The sequence below is a fragment of the Paenibacillus sp. S150 genome, assembly GCF_019352175.1.
Classification (GTDB): Bacteria; Bacillota; Bacilli; order Paenibacillales; family Paenibacillaceae; genus Paenibacillus_AQ.
The window spans coordinates 67,890-85,869 of the sequence record NZ_JACBYI010000021.1 but is presented as its reverse complement, the minus strand read 5'-3'; the positions used below and the strand labels follow the sequence as shown (position 1 = coordinate 85,869).

General features: G+C 54.3%; 19 protein-coding genes. 13 read left to right on the top strand and 6 right to left on the bottom strand.

Features of this window, described 5'->3' with window-relative positions; all coding sequences use genetic code 11:
* Positions 1-127: 127 nt before the first annotated feature.
* A complete protein-coding gene (gene hfq, locus HYD27_RS18775) occupies positions 128-349 on the bottom strand; it encodes an RNA chaperone Hfq (RefSeq protein ID WP_219217696.1) in 222 nt (73 codons plus the stop codon).
* Between the two features lie 152 nt (positions 350-501).
* Between hfq and HYD27_RS18770 the strand changes: the two genes are divergently transcribed.
* Positions 502-1,110: a phosphatase PAP2 family protein gene (locus HYD27_RS18770; RefSeq protein WP_228745209.1), complete on the top strand. Its 609-nt coding sequence runs from the start codon at positions 502-504 to the stop codon at positions 1,108-1,110.
* 98 nt (positions 1,111-1,208) lie between these two features.
* Here HYD27_RS18770 and HYD27_RS18765 read toward each other — a convergent pair whose 3' ends face one another.
* Positions 1,209-1,715: a hypothetical protein gene (locus HYD27_RS18765; RefSeq protein WP_219217694.1), complete on the bottom strand. Its 507-nt coding sequence runs from the start codon at positions 1,713-1,715 to the stop codon at positions 1,209-1,211.
* Positions 1,716-2,006: 291 nt separating this feature from the next.
* Between HYD27_RS18765 and HYD27_RS18760 the strand changes: the two genes are divergently transcribed.
* From HYD27_RS18760 to HYD27_RS18750, 3 genes are all read left to right on the top strand, one after another.
* Positions 2,007-3,038 (top strand): FUSC family protein, encoded by a 1,032-nt coding sequence (locus HYD27_RS18760; RefSeq protein WP_219217692.1) that lies wholly within the window; start codon positions 2,007-2,009, stop codon positions 3,036-3,038.
* An 845-nt stretch (positions 3,039-3,883) separates the two neighbouring features.
* A complete protein-coding gene (helD, locus tag HYD27_RS18755; RefSeq protein WP_219217691.1) occupies positions 3,884-6,241 on the top strand; it encodes an RNA polymerase recycling motor HelD in 2,358 nt (785 codons plus the stop codon).
* A 135-nt stretch (positions 6,242-6,376) separates the two neighbouring features.
* Positions 6,377-7,654 carry an MFS transporter gene (locus tag HYD27_RS18750; RefSeq protein ID WP_219217690.1) on the top strand — a complete coding sequence of 426 codons (1,278 nt, stop codon included), beginning with the start codon at positions 6,377-6,379 and terminating at the stop codon, positions 7,652-7,654.
* A gap of 55 nt (positions 7,655-7,709) precedes the next feature.
* Here the strand turns inward: HYD27_RS18750 and HYD27_RS18745 are convergent, their stop codons facing one another.
* The 3 genes from HYD27_RS18745 to fsa form a co-directional block, all read right to left on the bottom strand.
* Complete coding sequence (locus tag HYD27_RS18745; protein WP_219217689.1) at positions 7,710-8,930, bottom strand: MFS transporter; 1,221 nt, start codon at positions 8,928-8,930, stop codon at positions 7,710-7,712.
* A gap of 10 nt (positions 8,931-8,940) precedes the next feature.
* Complete coding sequence (locus tag HYD27_RS18740; RefSeq protein ID WP_219217688.1) at positions 8,941-9,384, bottom strand: MarR family winged helix-turn-helix transcriptional regulator; 444 nt, start codon at positions 9,382-9,384, stop codon at positions 8,941-8,943.
* A gap of 323 nt (positions 9,385-9,707) precedes the next feature.
* Positions 9,708-10,355 carry a fructose-6-phosphate aldolase gene (gene fsa, locus HYD27_RS18735; protein ID WP_219217686.1) on the bottom strand — a complete coding sequence of 216 codons (648 nt, stop codon included), beginning with the start codon at positions 10,353-10,355 and terminating at the stop codon, positions 9,708-9,710.
* A 231-nt stretch (positions 10,356-10,586) separates the two neighbouring features.
* On the opposite strand from fsa, the gene HYD27_RS18730 reads away from it, so the two are divergent.
* Genes HYD27_RS18730 through HYD27_RS18720 form a run of 3 tightly spaced genes read left to right on the top strand, consistent with a single transcriptional unit; the run spans position 10,587 to position 12,127 of the window.
* Positions 10,587-11,054, top strand: a complete 468-nt coding sequence (locus tag HYD27_RS18730) for a hypothetical protein (protein WP_219217685.1) — start codon at positions 10,587-10,589, stop codon at positions 11,052-11,054.
* Positions 11,038-11,601, top strand: coding sequence for a macro domain-containing protein (locus HYD27_RS18725; RefSeq protein ID WP_219217684.1), 564 nt, complete (start codon positions 11,038-11,040; stop codon positions 11,599-11,601). Before HYD27_RS18730 ends, HYD27_RS18725 begins: the two co-directional genes overlap by 17 nt.
* A 49-nt stretch (positions 11,602-11,650) precedes the next feature.
* Positions 11,651-12,127, top strand: a complete 477-nt coding sequence (locus HYD27_RS18720; RefSeq protein WP_219217683.1) for a GNAT family N-acetyltransferase — start codon at positions 11,651-11,653, stop codon at positions 12,125-12,127.
* Positions 12,128-12,133: 6 nt separating this feature from the next.
* Here HYD27_RS18720 and HYD27_RS18715 read toward each other — a convergent pair whose 3' ends face one another.
* Positions 12,134-12,331 carry a hypothetical protein gene (locus HYD27_RS18715; protein ID WP_219217681.1) on the bottom strand — a complete coding sequence of 66 codons (198 nt, stop codon included), beginning with the start codon at positions 12,329-12,331 and terminating at the stop codon, positions 12,134-12,136.
* Positions 12,332-12,410: 79 nt separating this feature from the next.
* Between HYD27_RS18715 and rpiA the strand changes: the two genes are divergently transcribed.
* From rpiA to HYD27_RS18685, 6 genes are all read left to right on the top strand, one after another.
* A complete protein-coding gene (gene rpiA, locus HYD27_RS18710; protein ID WP_219217735.1) occupies positions 12,411-13,091 on the top strand; it encodes a ribose-5-phosphate isomerase RpiA in 681 nt (226 codons plus the stop codon).
* On the top strand, positions 13,060-13,584 hold the full coding sequence (locus HYD27_RS18705) for a VanZ family protein (RefSeq protein WP_228745208.1): 525 nt from the start codon (positions 13,060-13,062) through the stop codon (positions 13,582-13,584). The genes rpiA and HYD27_RS18705 overlap by 32 nt, the downstream gene beginning before the upstream one ends.
* Positions 13,585-13,640: 56 nt before the next feature.
* Positions 13,641-14,081, top strand: coding sequence for a GNAT family N-acetyltransferase (locus HYD27_RS18700; RefSeq protein WP_219217678.1), 441 nt, complete (start codon positions 13,641-13,643; stop codon positions 14,079-14,081).
* Positions 14,082-14,301: 220 nt separating this feature from the next.
* Complete coding sequence (locus HYD27_RS18695) at positions 14,302-14,991, top strand: GntR family transcriptional regulator (protein ID WP_219217676.1); 690 nt, start codon at positions 14,302-14,304, stop codon at positions 14,989-14,991.
* 89 nt (positions 14,992-15,080) lie between these two features.
* Positions 15,081-16,892: a sialidase family protein gene (locus HYD27_RS18690; protein WP_219217675.1), complete on the top strand. Its 1,812-nt coding sequence runs from the start codon at positions 15,081-15,083 to the stop codon at positions 16,890-16,892.
* 175 nt (positions 16,893-17,067) lie between these two features.
* Positions 17,068-17,967: an ABC transporter permease gene (locus HYD27_RS18685; RefSeq protein WP_219217733.1), complete on the top strand. Its 900-nt coding sequence runs from the start codon at positions 17,068-17,070 to the stop codon at positions 17,965-17,967.
* Positions 17,968-17,980: the final 13 nt, after the last annotated feature.

The following is a 17,980-nucleotide window of genomic DNA, read 5'->3' as shown; positions in this document are numbered from 1 at the left end:
ATTTCAGAGCTGTAAATCCTTATATTTTCAGCAAAAGGAACACCGGAGCGGGAAGCTCCGGTGTTCCTTTTGAAAAGAGGCTGTAATCGTTAGTTGGTTACAAGGGCTGCCCGCTTGAGGGCCGGGTTTATTTGAGCGAAACAGGCTTCAGCGGCACCACTGTGGATACGGCCGATTTGAAGAGCACATTTTGTCTGCCGTCACCTTGGCCCTGCAAAGTGATGGTATAAGTGTCATAGGAAGTTACGAGTCCCTGCATTTTGACTCCATTGGTAGTAAAAATCGTCACGGGAACCTTGGTTGAGATACATTGGTTCAACAAACGCTCCTGTAATTTCAGAGTTTCCACTTTGGCAGCACTCCATTTTTTATGAATTAACTTCAAAATAGAGTATACCACGGGAAAGGCCTCCACTGGAAATCGGGTCACCCGGCTTTAGCAACTGACAAGGGGGAATTCAACTGAAAGACCAACGCTGGTCCAAAGGTTTTCTGTTTTTTTTGTGGTTTCTGCTTGTTTTTGCGGCGATTGCCGTGTTCGTGAAGCTGGACAGAATCGCAGCATTTGATAACTTCATCATTCATGCCGTACAATCTGCGGAATCCCCGCCACTGACCTCGCTGGCCAAAGGATTGTCTCTGGTGGGTTCCTCAAGGCTTGCGATCGGAATTTCTTTGCTGACGGCGGCTCTGCTCTTCTTTGTGCTGAAGCACCGCATTGAGCTGGCTTTGTTTCTCGTAGTTGCATTAGGCTCACAGAAGCTGAATACACTGATGAAGCTATGGTTTCACCGGGAGCGCCCCAATGTGCACCGGCTGATCGAGCAGGCAGGCTACAGCTTTCCGAGCGGCCACTCCATGGCTGCGTTCTCCTTGTATGGGGTGATCGCGTACCTGCTGTGGCGGCATATGAGGAGCAGACTCGAGCGGGTCCTGCTGATTCTGTTCACTGTGGTTATGACCGGGGGAATCGGCTGGAGCCGGATTTATTTGGGTGTGCATTACCCGAGTGATGTGATTGGGGGATATGCGGCCAGCGGCGCCTGGATGACGCTGTGTATTGTCTGCCTGGAGGCTTGGAGAAATTCACGGAAGCGGCGGATGCCGTGAAAAAATGCGGATCCCCGAGCGAAGCATGGGAATCCGCATTGGCGGCAGGACATCAGCCGGTTATGCGTTCTTGGTCCGGAGCTGGCCGGACACTTAAGTTAAGGGGTCTTGGCAGGGGCTTCCGGCGTCTTGGATTCCTGAAAATGCGCCATGCGGCCAATATTCAGCTTCAGCAGGGCAGGCAGACCCGCCTTCAGCTTGGCGGCTTCATCCTGCGTCAGGCCGCCGTCCTTCAAGGACGCTTCAAGCTTCACGCTGGCTGCATCGCTCAGCTTCTGGATGTACTGCTCCTCGGTCCAGCCTTTTTTCTCCTTGGCCAGCGTGTACAGCGATTTGCCCGCCTTGAGGCTGCGGATCAGCTCGGTCCGGTCCATTTCCAGCAGCCTGGACGTTTCATTGATAATGAAATGTCCGCCTCCGGCCCGGAAGCCTTTTTCCATGCCCGGCGTATGTGGATGCCGGTGTCCATTCTCGGCGTGAACCGCCGCATCCGGCGCAGCGGAAGGTGTGTTTCCGGCAGCATTCTCCGCAAATGCGGCCGCTGGTGTCAGGCAGAGCATCATCGCTGCGGCGAAGGCTGTAATTCTTTTGACATTGTTGCTCATGGTCTCACCTCGTCTGTGATGTGTTGGGGACTGCTGTACCCAGTATTCCCCGAAAGCTGAAAGAATCCTGAAAGCTTGCTTAAGCCATACTAAAATTCGCCAGCCCGCTTCCTGGGTAATAAAGTCTGTACCTTATTAGAAATGAACTAAAGCGGATCAGGATATACATATTTGTTCGATGATTGTTCAGGAAGACTGTGCTCACAAAACTTAAGCGGCTGCTTTCGGAGCTAGTTTTGTACGACGACTATTCAGGAAGACTATGCTCACAAAACTTAAGGAGGGATGGATTTGGCATTTGGCGCCCGCATACTCAAAACCGGCTTGGCCGTAACGCTCGCTCTTTATCTATCCGCTCTTTTGCAGTTTACTTCCCCCGTGGGTGCGGCGATTGCAGCGATATTTGCGATGCAGCCCTCCATCTACAGATCCTGGCGGTACTTTCTGGATCAGATTCAGACGAGTACCATGGGTGCGGTACTGGCGCTGCTGGGCGGAATGCTGCTGTCCAATGAGCCGATTGCGGTCGGGCTGGTATGTATTCTGGTGATTATGATCAGTATGAAAATGAAACGGGCCGATACGATCGGTCTGACGCTGGTAACGGTAATCTCGGTAATGGAGGCCTCGGGGCAGTGGGAATTTGCCTTGACCCGTTTTTTGCTGACGCTGACCGGAATTGTTGCCGCTTTTATTATCAATATCGCCGTATTCCCGCCCCAGCCCCGCAAGCAGTACATCCGGCAGATAGAGAATGTGTTCGGCAGCCTGTCGCTGCTGCTGCGGACCGCGGTGTCGCATGAAATGAAGGAGAGCGTCTTCCGCGACGAGAAGAACGCCCTGGAAGGCTCAATCCGGTCGCTTGCCGATAAATACGCCTTGTTTGAGGAAGAGCAGAAGCAGCTGCGCAGGGCCAAATACAGCCAGACCCGGCAAATGGTCGTTTACAAAAATCTGCTGGCTTCACTGCAGAAGGGATTTGAGGTGCTGGAGGCCGTGGACCGGCATTATTTTCAGGCCGAACGTACCGGACGGACAGATGAGCTTTTCGACCGTCACCTGGAGCAGCTGATCAAGTACCATGGGACTATTCTGCTCAAATTCGAAGATAAGCTGAAGCCGGGAGCGACCGACAGCGGCCCGCTTGCCGGGGATAACGACCGCTTCCTGCAAGCGGCGATCAATGGCTATGATCCTGAGAAAGCCGGGCAGCTGCGGCTGTCGGTTGTGGCGGCGGCAGTCTATGATTATGGATACCAGCTGGAGCGTCTGGACAAGGTGGCAGACCAGATCAACCGGCAGGCCGCCGATGAAAAAGAATAATTCTCCGGTCCGGCCATGTTTCCGGCGCAGGTTGTCCCCTGGACTCGATGGAAGAAGGCTTAACAGGCCGCTGATAATGATGTCCTTGAATATTGGATATAACAAGCGGAAACGGCTTCGCCGTCCTTATAAGGACGGTATCCGTTTCACTTGTTGTTTATGATTTTTGGTAATTGTGGAGAAGGTGCATGCAGTTGGGGAAAGGCGCGGTCATCGTGCTGAACCTGCAGGTGTGATGTTTTGCAGCAGGAAGCGCGCAATCAGGGAGGACTAACCGGGACGGCAACGCAAGAGCGTAAACCAAGAGCGCAACCCCGGGGCAGAGAAGTGAAGTGGAAATAGTACACTTAAATGAACGGAAAAGCTTACGGTAAAAGGATTAGTGGGAAAAAGTAAACTTATTGTAAGCGTATTTCCCTCTAAAGGCGGCAAACGGATGGATTAGGTATCCTTTTTCCCACTAACGCTTGCGGAGGAGGGGGTGCGGGGAGAATTAAGTTCACTTTTTCCACTTGGACTTACCGCCGGGTTACAGCAGGCAGCCGTCCACCTGTAATCCCCAGCAGCTACGCTGTCCAGTGAAGGACGGCATAGCCGTTTTGTCCAAAGACAAGAATTTATTTAAATTCTTATCTTTCAAAAAATCCGGCCCCTGAAGGGACCGGATTATAGTATTCTAACTGTGCAGACCATAAATTTAACTGCATCAAAAGCTTGAAAAAGTGTAGCGCAGTTGTTAAAATAAAAAGATATTCAAAAGATAAACAATCAAAAAACATAATTATTCAATTTAATTATAACATGGGATAAGATGAATGTCAACCTTCCAAAGGGGATGAATTGCAGTGGAGAAACATGATAACGAATGGAAAGAGGAGCAGGGGCGGGTCAGCAGAATCACGAAGCTGTTGTCAGCCCATATCCGGCGGTTATCCGGGGAGCTTGGGCTTCACCGGAGCGATGTCGTGGATATGCGCAAAGACTTCTGGGAAGAGGTTACAGTGAACTTCAGCAGCCCGGATGATCTGGGTGAAACCTCGACAAGCCTGCGGCAGCAGGCCCAAATCCTGAACGAACGCGAGCGCCATCATCTGCAGTCAAGCAAAGCGCTGAAAAAATATAGAAAGCTTGTCGTATCCCCCTATTTTGGCCGGATTGATTTCAGGGAAACGCCGGACGCCGGGACCGAACGGATCTATCTGGGCATTGGCTCGCTCATGGAGGATGACGGCACCTTCCTGATATACGACTGGCGTGCGCCCATCTCAAGCCTGTACTATGACGGGGCGCCGGGGCCGGCAGCTTATGAAACACCGGGCGGGCTGGTCTCCGGCACGATGGAGCTGAAACGCCAGTTTGTCATCGACAACGGCATTATAGAAGTCATGTTCGATACGGGGGTGACGATCGGCGACGAGCTTCTTCAGCAGGTGCTCAGCCACAGCGCGGACGACCGGATGAAAAGCATCGTTGCGACGATCCAGAAGGAGCAGAATGCCATTATCCGCAATGACCGCAGCCGGATGCTGGTTGTGCAGGGCGCAGCGGGCAGCGGCAAAACCTCAGCCGCACTGCAGCGCGTAGCCTATCTGCTCTATAAATACCGCGAGGTGCTGCAGGCCGATCAGATGCTGCTGTTCTCGCCGAATCCGCTTTTTAACAGCTATGTATCCACCGTGCTTCCGGAACTGGGGGAAGAAAACATGCAGCAGACCACGTTCCAGATGTATCTGGAGCACCGGCTGGGTCAGGAGTTCGAGCTGGAGGATGTTTTCAACCAGACCGAAAGCCTGCTGAATGCGCCGGAAGGGCCGGAGGCGGCCACGCGAAGAGCGGGAATCGCCTATAAATCCTCAGTGGCTTTTCTGGATGTGATCCGACGTTATGTCAATCTTCTGGAGCATGAAGGCATGCTGTTTAAGCCGCTTGTTTTTCAAGGCCGGACGGTTGTCAGCAAGGAAGACATGGAGCGCAGATTCTACAGCTATGATTCCAGTATTAAACTCGCGAACCGGATTGATCTCATGACAGGCTGGCTGCTCAAAAAAATCGCTGTGTTCAGTGTCGAAGAGCGGGAGTCGCAATGGGTGGAGGATCAGATCGAGCTGATGGATTCCAGCGACTATCAGCGGGCGTACAATATGCTTCGGCGCAAGGGCGGCGGCCGGAATGACAGCTTTGATGATTTTGAGCTGGAGAAAACCATGCTGGCCAGATATATCGTCAGCCAACGCCTGAAGCCGCTGCGCGGCTGGACCAAGCGCGGAAGGTTCGTGGATGTAAAAGGGCTGTACAGCCTGCTTTTTGGAGACCGTGGCTTAATGGAGCGCCTGGGCAGCAGCCGGGTGCTTCCGGAGGCCTGGGATCAGATCTGCCGGCAGACGGTGGCGTCCTTGAACCGGAACGAGCTGGCCTACGAGGATGCCACACCTTTTCTGTATCTGAAGGAGCTGAGCCAGGGCTTCCGCACCAATACCCTGATCCGCCATGTGATTGTCGATGAGGTGCAGGATTACTCCCCGTTCCAGCTGGAGTTCATGCGCCGCCTGTTCCCGCGGGCCAAAATGACCGTGCTCGGCGATCTCAATCAGGCGATATACGCCCAGGGCGAGGTGCTGGGGGATCTGGGCGGGCTGGTCAGCATCTACGGTGAGGAGAATACGGAGGTTGTCTCATTGACCCGCAGCTACCGCTCCACTTACGAGATCGTTGAATTCACACGTTCAATGATTCCCGGAGGCGACAAGATCGTTCCTTTCAACCGGAGGGGAGAATCACCGCTTCTGACCGTTGTGGACAACGAAGAGGGATTGCTTGCTTCAATAGAGCAGGATGTGCTGAATCTGCATTCCATGGGCTATCATTATGTGGCGGTCATCTGCAAGACGGCGGAGGAAAGCGCGCGCGTGCATGCCGAACTTCAGAGCAGACTCCCTGTGCGGCTGGTGACCAAGGAAACCCCTAACTTTCAAAAAGGCACGCTGGTGCTTCCCGCATATCTGGCCAAGGGCGTGGAGTTCGATGCCGTCATTATTTATGATGGCTCTGAAGCCAAATATGGCCGTGAAAGTGAACGCAAGCTGTTTTATACCGCATGCACCCGGGCTATGCATTTGCTGCATATCTACAGTCTGGGACAGCCCAATCATTTTCTGCCCGCCGAAGCTCGCGAGTCGGTGACCTCCGGGGCTGTGCCGGGCTGAAGCGGAACAGTTGTCCGGAAGACCGTCCCCGGGATCGCGGGAGGCGGTATTTTGGCTGCCGTGCATACAGGGTAGCGGAACTAACCACAATAAGGGGGATTGTGTATAACGAACCCTAATAAAGGTGGTTAATCCATGAAGGATAGAAAATGGGATCTGGCGGCACTGGCGTCCATTCCGCTGGTTATGACGCTGGGCAATTCCATGCTGCTGCCGGTGCTGCCGCAGATTTCCCGGGAGCTGAAGATCAGCTCCTTCCAGGTAAGTATGCTGATTACTGTATTCGGGCTAATGGCTATTGTGATGATTCCTGTAGCCGGATATCTTTCGGACCGCTTCGGGCGTAAAAAAGTCATTCTTCCCAGCCTGCTCATCGCCGCAGCCGGAGGCGGGATCTGTGTGGCTGCAGCCTGGTTTGCGGAGGGGCTTACCGCCTACTGGATAATCATTGGCGGGCGTGTGCTGCAGGGAATCGGCGCTGCGGGCGCTTTTCCGATTGTGCTGCCCTTTGTAGGAGATCTGTTCGAGGACGAGAAGGTGATCAGCAAAAGCCTGGGTCTGATTGAAACCTCAAATACCTTCGGCAAGGTGCTCAGTCCGATTCTGGGCGCTTATCTGGGCCTGGTGCTCTGGTACGCGCCTTTCATTGCGATTCCCATACTGTGTGCAATTTCCTTTCTGCTCGTTGCTTTTCTGGTGCGCAAGCCGGAGCCCAAGGAGGCGGCGGCAAACGTCGGGGTCCGGAAGTTCATGTCGGGAATCGCCGGCATTCTGCGCGAGAAGGGCCGCTGGCTGTACGCGATCTTTGCAATTGGCGGGATCAGCATGTTCGTTACGTTCGGAGTGCTGTTCTATTTATCCGAAATGCTGGAGGAGAGCTATAATCTGCACGGGGCGAGAAAGGGCTATGTGCTGGCAATTCCGCTGGCGCTTCTGTGTCTGGCCTCCTACGGAAGCGGTAAAGTCATCGGACAGAGCAAAGCAAGAATGAAATGGCTGGGCTTTGGCGGGATGCTTGTCCTTACCGCAGCCATGTTGATTGCGGGGTTTGGCGCGGGGCTTTATCAGATCATTGTTTTTCTGAGCCTGGGCGGATTGGGGATAGGAGTATCGCTTCCTTGCATGGATGCGCTGATTACAGAAGGCATTGAGCAGGAAAACAGGGGGACCATTACCTCCCTTTACAGCAGTATGAGGTTTATCGGCGTATCTCTGGGACCACCGGCAGTTTCACTGCTGATGTCGCGGGGCCATTGGCTGCTGTTCGGCACGCTGGCTGCTGCCGGTGCTGTTGGCGGACTGTTAACCTTGTTCGCAGTTCACCCGAGCCGGGGAAAGAAAGAAAAGGGCGGAGACGGCGGAGGGCATACCGCCAAGCGGCTGCCGCATATCTTTGCGCAGCGCGCCCGCTGAAACAGAGTGCGCTGCTTCGGAAGAAGGGCTGCCTTTACAGACAGGGCAACCATATCTACTTGGCTGCCGGGTAGCTTACGGAAGGTCCGGCAGCTGGTTTTCGGCTGTTGCAGCGTTTAACCAGCAGTACGGCCGTATAGATAAGCAGCAGAAGAACAGGGGCCAATGCCGAGTAACGGTACATGACGGCATAGCTGGTATACAGCGCAATGGAGCCAAGAATCATGGAGCCGGCGGCTACGCCAAGGTCCAGCGAGTTGAAGAACATGCCGTTTGCCATTCCGCGCTGGCGGGGCTCTACGGATTGTATCATCCAGGTCTGCAGTGCAGGCTGCATGGAGCCAAATCCTATCCCATAGCACAGTGCGGCCGGAAAAAGTGCGGCTGTTGAGGCTGCGAAGGAGAGCAGCAGCAATCCGGCGACTATGAAAAGACTCCCCGGAATGAGCAGGGCGGGAGGCCCGAAGCGGTCGTAAATTTTGCCCGACAGGGGTCTTACAACAACAATGGCGGCGGCATTGAACAGAAAGAAGTAGGCGATGCGCTCCAGATGAACCTCTGCGCCGTAGAGAGCCAGGAATCCCAGCAGTCCTCCATAGGAGACGGCCAGCAGAAAATTAAGCAGACAGGGAATGAACAGTCTGCGGAAGGCCCCGCCCTTGAGCTCTGACACCGGTGCGGCAGCCGGCTCCTTGTGGTGCGCAGGCAGCCCGGCGGTCAGGCGGCAGGCGAACGGAAGAATCAGCGCCAGCACTCCGGCTGTGCAGACAAGCAGCGGGCCAAAGCCGGGTCCCTGAAGCAGGCTGAGTCCAATCAGCGGGCCGGCAGACATGGCCAGGCTCGTGGACAGGCCGAAATAGCCCATGCCTTCGCCCATCCGGCGGACCGGGATAATATCGGAGGCCATCGTCGGAAAGGCGGTGCTGGCCATGCCGAAGCCAATGCCGAACAGCATCCGCAGCAGCAGGAGGGCGGGAATGCTTCCCGCCCAGTAATAGCCGACTACCGCGGCAAGCGATACGGCAAGCCCAAGGAAGACCAGCAGATTGCGGCCGCCCTTCTCCATGGCCTTCGCGGAGAAGAGGCGGGATGCAATGGCGCTTAGAGCAAACAGGCTGGTGACAAGACTGACCTGTACGGAAGAAGCCTGCAGCGTGCCCTCGGCATAAGCCGGAAGTGTGGAGAGCGTCATCTGCAGGCCGATGAACAGCAGCAGATTGCATAGAGTAAGCAGGATAAAGGATGAGGTCCATAGCCGTTCAGATGAATGGTTCAAAGGGATTCTCCTATTCTTGAAGTGTATTTCCGGTGTTGTGGTAGAGCAGCTTCAGCATGGAGCGGAGTTCTTCAAGCTTTGCCGGGCTGAGTCCTTGCACGGCGGCGTCAATGGTCTGCTGTTCCAGGGAAGAGGTGTTCTCAATCAATGCCCTGCCAGTCTCTGTGGCATAGAGCTGAAAGGCACGCCGGTCGGTGGGACTAGCTGTCTTACGGATGAAGCCTTTCTTCTGCAGCAGTTCTACAATCCGCGCAGTAGTAGGCTGGTCTTTGGCGGCGGCGGCGGCAACCTCCTTCTGGTTGATGCCCTCGCGGCCGCAGACCATCAGCAGAATCGACCATTGCTCCGGGGTGATGCCGAAGGGCTTCAGCGCCCGTGCGAATGCATTGGAAATCCTCCGGTGTGTGGAGCCGAGCAGAAATCCGAGAAATTCCTGAGGTGAGGAAGAGGACATAGGCTATCCTCCTTTCAAATAATTGTTTCAACAATTATATTTAGGACAAGTAATTTTGTCAAGCAAGGGGGAATAAAACGGCCCTGCCGTCCTTCACTGACAGCGTTGCCGTTTTGGAGTCCAGGTTGAAGGTTATCTGCGGCTCTCCAGACCTTCCCGCAATCCCCTCTACCGCAATGTTTTTCAGTCCATTTAGGTTACCTATATAGATTGATGTTTAGGGCCAGCATGATTAACACGCCTTTTAACTGATAATTTCCCGGACCGCAAAAAGCCTCTTCCCGAATATACGGAAAGAGGCCGGATGTATAATTAATGGCGCCTTAAACTTGCGGAACTTTCTCCCAGTCCTTCAGAAAACGCTCGATGCCGCTGTCGGTCAACGGATGCTTCCAGAGGGAAGGCAGCAGTGAGCCCGGAATGGTTGCAATATGTGCACCTGCAATGGCCGCTTGCTCCACATGTGCGATATTGCGGATACTGGCAGCGATAATTTCCGATTTCAGGCCATAGTTGGTCAGAATGGTCTTCAAATCCGAGATCAGCTTCATGCCGTCTACGCCGATATCATCCAGACGTCCTACGAACGGGCTGATATAAGTAGCGCCGGCCTTGGCGGCCATCAGGCCCTGGGCTGCGGAGAAGATGAGGGTAACGTTGGTTTTGATGCCTTTTTTGGTTAATTCATAGCAGGCTTCCAGACCATCCTCGGTCATTGGCAGCTTGATGACAACATTCGGTGCCCATTCGGCGATTTCGTAAGCTTCCTTCAGCATTTCTTCAGCCTTCAGACCGATAACCTCAGCGCTGACCGGGCCTGGTACAATCGCAACGATTTCTTTGATTACATCTTTGAACAGTCTGCCTTCTTTGGCGATAAGCGACGGATTTGTCGTAACGCCATCCACCAGTCCGAGGCGGGTAATACGTTTGATTTCTTCAATATTTCCGGTATCCAAGAAAAATTTCATTTCGAGGGTTCCTCCCTTGGTTTCGTATGGATTGACAAACGTTTTGTACCACTTCATTATGAATCATGCCGCTGGAAGTTTCAACTGTTAATATGAATATTTCAAAATAACTTTATAGAGCTTCGGATGAAAATATGCAATTCAGCGTGTCCCGCCCATTCCCTGACACGTTCTCCGCGTGATAATATAGAAGCGGTATTGCCCATATCGCTGAAACGGCAGGTGTCAGATATGATTATGGTATTTGCAGGAGCGGTTGTCTTTCTGTTGTTTGCCGCCGGGGTCATGGCCTGCCAGAACAGCAGGCTGATTGCGGCGCAGGAGGCTGAAGAGTCTGCGGGGCGCATCAGCCGTTTGATGTATTCCGTCTATAATCAGGCCTTTTCTCATAATGAAGAACTGCCGGAAGCGGTTCCCCTGTTCCAATTCACCGTGCGTTCCCGCACGGAAGGACCCATTGCAAGCGGCGAGGCGGATAAGACCGTTGCCCTCTGCCGGGTTCCTGCCGGAAGCGGGGAGATGTCGCTCTCCGATGCGCAGAACTGGATGCTCGGCAGTATCCGCAGGTCTGCTATGCGCGGCGAGCAGCTCCTTCCGGCCTCTTTCACGGATAAAGCCTTCAGCAAAGGCGAGAGGGAGCTGATCTTCCGTTTGGAAACGGCGGTGAAGGAGGAGATCGGGCATGCGGATCACCATTAATAGCGTGGACATTTCCGCGCGCCAAGGAGATATAACGGCCTGGCAGGGCGATATGATTGTGAATGCGTCGAATTCGGGCCTTTTTGGCGGCGGCGGTGTGGATGGCGCAATTCATCGGGCAGGCGGACCGCAGATCGCCGAGGAATGCGCGGCAATCCGCCGGAAGCAAGGCGGCATTCTGCCTGGTGAAGCAGCCGTCACCGGTGCCGGGAGGCTTCCGCTCCGGGGAATCATACATACAGTAGGCCCGATTTGGAAGGGCGGCGGTGCGGGAGAGAACGCCACTTTGGCCAAATGCTACATCAGCAGCCTGGATGCCGCTTGCGCCCTCGGGGCGCAGAGTATTGCCTTTCCGAATATCAGCACGGGAGTTTATAACTTCCCCAAGGCCTTGGCGAGCCAAACTGCGGTTCACACAGTCATTGATTATGTGAGTGAACGTGATTCCGGGGGGCTGCCGCTGAAGCGGATTGAGTTTATCTGTTATGAGAAAGAGAATGCCGATTTATATGGGGAAACCCTTAGCGGCTATGTCAATATGGAGTGAACTTTATGGAGAGCTTGCAGAAGCAGCCGGAGGAGAGCGGGGAGCAGAGATGTCATTAAATACTGAAGTGGGCTTTGTGGCTGTGGACCCCGGGAACCGGGATTTGCGGGGGCTGATTGTCCGTCTGGATGATGAATTGAAGTCAAGGTATCCGCATGAAACGATCTATGTTGTGGATTTCTCCGATCCCAAGGTGCGGGAAATGATCTTCGTGGTAGCCTATGCAGCGGACAGGCCGGTAGGCTGTGGAGGTTTAAGGCCGCTTGCTGCCGATTCGTCCGTCATGGAGCTGAAGCGCTTCTATGTAGACCCGGACACGCGCAAGCAGGGGATTGCCGACCGCATGCTGCTGGATTTGGAGCAGAGGGCACAGGCTGCAGGCTGCCGGGAGATCAGGCTGGAGACTGGCATCAAGCAGCCGGAAGCGACAGCACTCTATGAGAAGCACGGCTACCGGCCGATTGATTTGTTTGGACGTTACATAGGCGATCCGGACAGTCTCTGCTACGGCAAAAGCCTGTCCTGAAGCATGTCAGGCGTGATACTTGCCTGTAGGCGCGTCCAGCACCCATTCCAGCATCAGGATCATATCCTCAAGCCGGGTCAGCTGGGCATTCAGCGGTTCCCGCTGGGGGCTGCCCTCCGGCAGCGGATTCAGGCGGGACTCCAGGGATCTGCGCTGCAGTGTCAATTCGTTGATTTTGGATTGAATCTGATGCTCGGTTCTCATGGTGGAAGCCTCCTGGCAATGATAAATTTATAGCTCTACCGGATATTATAACGGATATATGGGGGTAATAAAAATGAGTATCAATGTGAAGCGGCTGGCGGCGGAGAAAGCAGTGGAATATGTCATGGACGGAATGAAGGTCGGGCTGGGTACAGGCTCAACGGCATATTGGGCGATCCGCAAGCTGGGCGAGCGGGTGAAGGAGGGGCTGAAGATCACCGCTGTTGCGACTTCGGTCGCTTCGGAGGAGCAGGCCCGTGAGCTGGGCATTCCTCTGGTCGGCTTCGGCGATATCGGCGGACTTGACCTGACGATTGACGGGGCGGATGAGCTGAACCAGGAGCTGGAGCTGATCAAGGGCGGCGGCGGCGCGCTGCTGCGTGAGAAGATCGTCGCCAGGGGCAGCACGCGGATGATCGTGGTGGCCGACGAGAGCAAGGCTGTCGGCACGCTCGGCAAATTTCCGCTGCCGGTGGAAATCGTCCCATTTGCCTGGGAGTGGACGGTAGCCGAACTGGCGAAGCTGGGCTGCACACCGGAGCTGCGGCGCAGCGGGGACGGGCTGTACAAGACAGACAATGGGAATTACATTGCGGATTGCCGGTTTGGGGCGATTCCTTCTGCCCCCAAGCTCGCGGAGTCCTTGCAGAACATCACCGGGGTTGTTGAGCATGGGCTGTTCATCGGTATCGCCGCTGTGGCGATTATCGGCAAAAAGGACGGCAGCATTGAAGTCATTGAGCGCAAGAACGGCAAGTAGCAGGCGGAAGCAGGGCAGTCCCGGCCGCGGCAGAAAGAAGAATACACCGGTGCAGCCGCGCGGAATGGCACGGGCATTGCTGCTGACGCTGCTTATTCTGTACAGTGCTGCTCTTGTGTACTGGATGTTTCTCGGGTTTGGACGGTCTGTACACACTGAAGGGCCTTTCCGGTATAACCTGAAGCCCCTGCATACCCTGCAGCTGTACCTTGACCTGGAGAATGGAGTTTCTTTGCCGTCGAGGCTTGTGAATATACTGGGCAATATTATTGTTTTTGCTCCTTATGGCCTTCTGCTGCCCTTGCTGAGGAAAAGTCTGCACTCTGTGCTCCGGCTGGTATTTGTGTCGGCTTTGGGCATACTGTTCCTGGAAACGCTGCAAATGCTGCTGCGCGCCGGCAGCTTTGACATTGATGATGTCTGGCTTAACGTGGCGGGAGTATTATCCGGGTACAGCCTGCTTAAGATCATGCATAAGCGGCGCAAAAGGTAAGTTGGAGAAGCCTGTTACAGGATTCAATGGATGTACGGAGAGGAGATCGACCCGATATGCTTATTGATTTGAAGCGGCGCACCGATACGGACGAAGTGAAGGAATTGCTGGCCTATGCCGTAATTGATGAGCCGGATGCGCTGTGGCGCACTTCAGCGGAATACGGCAGCAAGGCGGCATTGCAGCTCTGCGGCTGGGAAGAGGAAGGACTGCTGCTGGGACTGGTGGGCTTTGAGGAGACCGAGGATGGTTCGCTGGAGATTCGCCACATTGCCGTTCTTCCGGAGAATAGAGGCAAGGGCTATGCGCGGGGCATGATTTTGGAGCTGCTGGCGGCACACGATCCGCGTTACCTGCTGGCTGAGACCGAGGATGAAATCGCCGCAGACTTTTACCGGAATCTGGGTTTTATGGTCTATAGTCTGGGTGAGAATCCCGCCGGTATTGAAATGTTCCGGTGTGTATATGAGGTTGAAGAGTCCGAGGACGATGAATAGAATTCAAAATCGGCCGGTCGAAATCATGAAAGACCAGCTTGCTGCAGCCAATCGCGCTTTAATGAGCCGGTTGGCTTTTTGTTGTCCGGCTATTTTTATTTGCTGCATATTGAATCGTCCGAAGGAGAAGTTTATTCAAATTCTTATTCCGAGATTGACACTATTACCGGAGGCTCTTAATATACCATGTATACAACATTCCAGAAAGGAGGTGAATACAATGGCTAATTTGACAAAACTGGACAACTCGAATTTATGGGATAAGACCTTCCATATCTTAAAAAAGGAAATTGTGGAGCGGAAGTTTAAACCTAACCAAAAGATTTCGATTCCGGAGCTTTCGGATATTTTTGGCGTGAGCAGAACCCCGATTCGGGATGCGCTCAGCCGTCTGGAGAAGGAGGGGCTTGTACAGACAGTTTCCAAGGTGGGAACCTATGTGACGCCGATAGATGCCAAGGCTGCAGCCGATATTATGGACACCAGGCATATGCTGGAGAGCTGGTCCATTTTGAACTGCATGGATGGCAAGGGAGAAGCACCGGAACATCTGATTGCAGAGCTGAAAAATATTTTGAGCCGTTCCGCCAAAGATATCGGCCGCCTTACATTGCCTAAGTATCTTGAGCAAAATTATAATTATTTGTTTCATATGCGGATGGTCGCTGCAGGAAAAAACAGAAAAAATATGGATATTTATGTGGAGCTGATGAATTACCGTTATATTCTGTTTGAAGCATCCGTAATCCATTATGATATGGTGGTAAGCGCCCAGGAGGAGCATGAACGTATCGTTCAAGCGATTGAATCCGGTGATGCACCGGCTGCGCTCACTTGTGTCAAGCTGCATTTGCAGGCCTCACGGGAGGCGCTGCTCGAGAAAATCCAAGCTGCAGGCGGTTATATATAACAATCTCGGGGGCAACTATCCTGTATGAACTGCAAGATGCCCTTTTCAATAATGGATATATACACCGCAAGCAAAAGGAGGTAATGAGTTTGAATAAATTTGACGAATATGAACCGCCTGTCCGCTATACAGGGCAGAAGACCGCGGATATCCGCCTGCATGACGGAGGCCTGCGCCCTGTTGTCGGCGCCAAGAACTATCAGGTGCTGCGGGCCAACCGTTCCGAGCCGGAGCCTGACGGAACTCCCGGATGGACCTACAACCATGCCCCGATGCTTGCCCGGTGGCAGGGCCGCTTCTATCTTGAATATCTCAGCAACCCGGTGGGAGAACATATTCCCCCCGGAAGGACGCTGCTCATGCATTCGAAGAACGGCAGGGATTGGAGCAAGCCGGTCGCGGTGTTTCCGCCGTACCGCCTGCCGGACGGTATCTATTCCATTGATGGCAGGGACATGGAGCTGCGGGATACAGACGCAGTCATGCATCAGCGCATGGGCTTTTATGTATCCTCGGCCAACAGGCTGCTTGTATCGGGGTTCTACGGGATCAGCGCAAAGAACGGAGATGGCATGCCCAATAACGGCCGGGGAGTCGGCCGGGTAGTCCGGGAGGTGCTTGCCGGAGGCGGCTTCGGGCCGATTCATTTCCTTCGCTACAACCGGCATGCCGGTTGGAATGAAAACAATACGGATTACCCTTTTTATAAGGAGTCGGAGGATTCCGGATTCACCGCTGCCTGCGAGGAGCTTCTGGAAGACAGGCTTGCCACGCTCCAGTGGTGGGAGGAGGACAGAAGCCCGGACGGCTTCTATGCCGTTGCCGGGGAGCGCGCTTTCTGCCATTACCGGGCCGGGGAGGAGATTATCGGGGTCTGGAAGTCGGGGCATTGCGCCATCAGCAGCGACGAAGGCAAAAGCTGGTCTCCGGTGGTCAAGGCTAAAGGAATAATCACCTCCGGGGGCAAGACCTGGGCGCAGCAAACGGCCGACGGAAGATATGCGATGGTCTATAATCCGGTGCCGGACAGCCCGCACCGCTGGCCGCTCGCCGTAACCCTCAGCGACGACGGCCGGAGCTTCAGCGGCTTGCTCTGTGTGCACGGGGAGGTGCCGCCCAAGCGATATGCCGGCAAATGGAAGGACGACGGCCCCTGCTATGTGCGGGGAATTGAAGCCGGGGAGGGATGCCCGGACAAGCTGTGGCTGACCTACAGTGTGAACAAGGAGGATATTTGGGTCACCAGCCTGCCCGTGCCGGTTCTTGAGCGGGCCGGGGGACCGGTTCACGACACCTTTGAAGGTCTGGCGGAAGGGGAGTGTCCGGAGCTGTGGAATATTTACAGTCCCTTATGGTCGGCTGTCGGTGCGGCGGCGCTGCCGGGAGAAGAAGGGCTTAGCCTGCTATTGCAGCACAGTGATCCCTGTGATTATGCCAAGGCGGTGCGCATATTTCCCGAAGACGGGCGGGTCAATATCCGGACGGGGATAGCCGCCGGCCAGAACGGCTTCGGAAGGCTGGAAATCGAGGTCCTGGGATCACGCGGCGAGCTGGCCTTCCGGCTTGAGCTGGCCGGGGACGGTCAAATTTATCTGCACGGCGGCGCCGGGCGCAATGCTGTGGGACGCTATTCGCCGCTGGAATGGATTGGGCTGGACATGAGAGTAGATGCGCAGAACCAGAAGATGACACTCACTCTGAACGGCAACGCCCTGCCGGCCATTGCGTTCATGGGGGCGATGTATACAGTGGAGCGCATCGCTTTCCGTACCGGAACAACGCGCAGAGGACCATGGGCGGATATGCCCGGGCAGGAGGCGGACCTGACAAACTGCGGGGAGCCGGAGCGGGAATGCCGGTTTTATATCAAGGAACTTCACACGGAAAGTTATGATCATTGAAAAAAACACCTGTTTTCAGGCAAAAGAACCTGCGAAAATGCCAAAACCATAAGAAAGTGAAGGAATATAAAAAGATTGAGATTGAGGCGTGGGAGAAGAGGTGACACAATGAGGGCAATTCGGACCGCAAAGGCGAGTCCATCTGACACACAGGAGGTGTTGCCCGTTGAAAGGGATGCTCAGGCTTTATGGAAAGCACAGATTTCTGTTGCTGATGCTGCTTCCGGCATTTGTCTGCACATTCATTCTCAGTTATGTTCCTCTTTATGGTATCCTGATCGCTTTCAAAGATTACCGCATTACCGGTGGAATCTGGGACAGCCCCTGGGCCGGATTCAAGCATTTTGAAATGCTGTTCACCGCATCCTCCAACTTCCCGCGTGTTCTGCGCAATACGGTGTTTATCAGCGTGCTGAAGCTGCTGTTTGTCTTTCCGGCCAGCATCCTGCTGGCGCTGATGATCAACGAGCTCAGGAACGGGGCCTTGAAGCGGGTGGTGCAGAATATCAGTTATCTGCCGCATTTTCTGTCCTGGGTCATTCTGGGCAGTGTGCTGACCGAGATTTTGTCGCCTTCCCGGGGGGTTGTCAATCTGATCATCCAGAGCCTGGGCGGGAAGCCGATTTATTTTCTGGCCGACACGCACTGGTTCATTGCCATTCTGATCTCCTCGGATGTATGGCAGAGCATCGGCTGGGGCTCGATTGTGTATTTGGCCGCCATTGCCGGGGTAGACCCCCACATGTATGAATCGGCTGAGCTGGACGGGGCCGGCCGCATCCGCCAGATGCTCAGCATTACGCTGCCGTCGATCATGAATGTGGTGACAATCATGCTGATGCTGGCTATCGGCAACATTCTCAACGCAGGCTTCGATCAGATCTTCAACCTGTACAATTTCAAGGTAATGGAGGTTGCCGATATTCTTGACACCTACGCTTACCGGATCGGTCTGGAGCAGGGGAACTACAGCCTCTCGACGGCAGTCAATTTGTTCAAAAATGTTATCGGTCTGATTCTGGTCATTATGGCCAACAAGCTGGCAAGCCGCTTCGGGCATACCGGACTGTGGTAGGAGGGGAAATCTA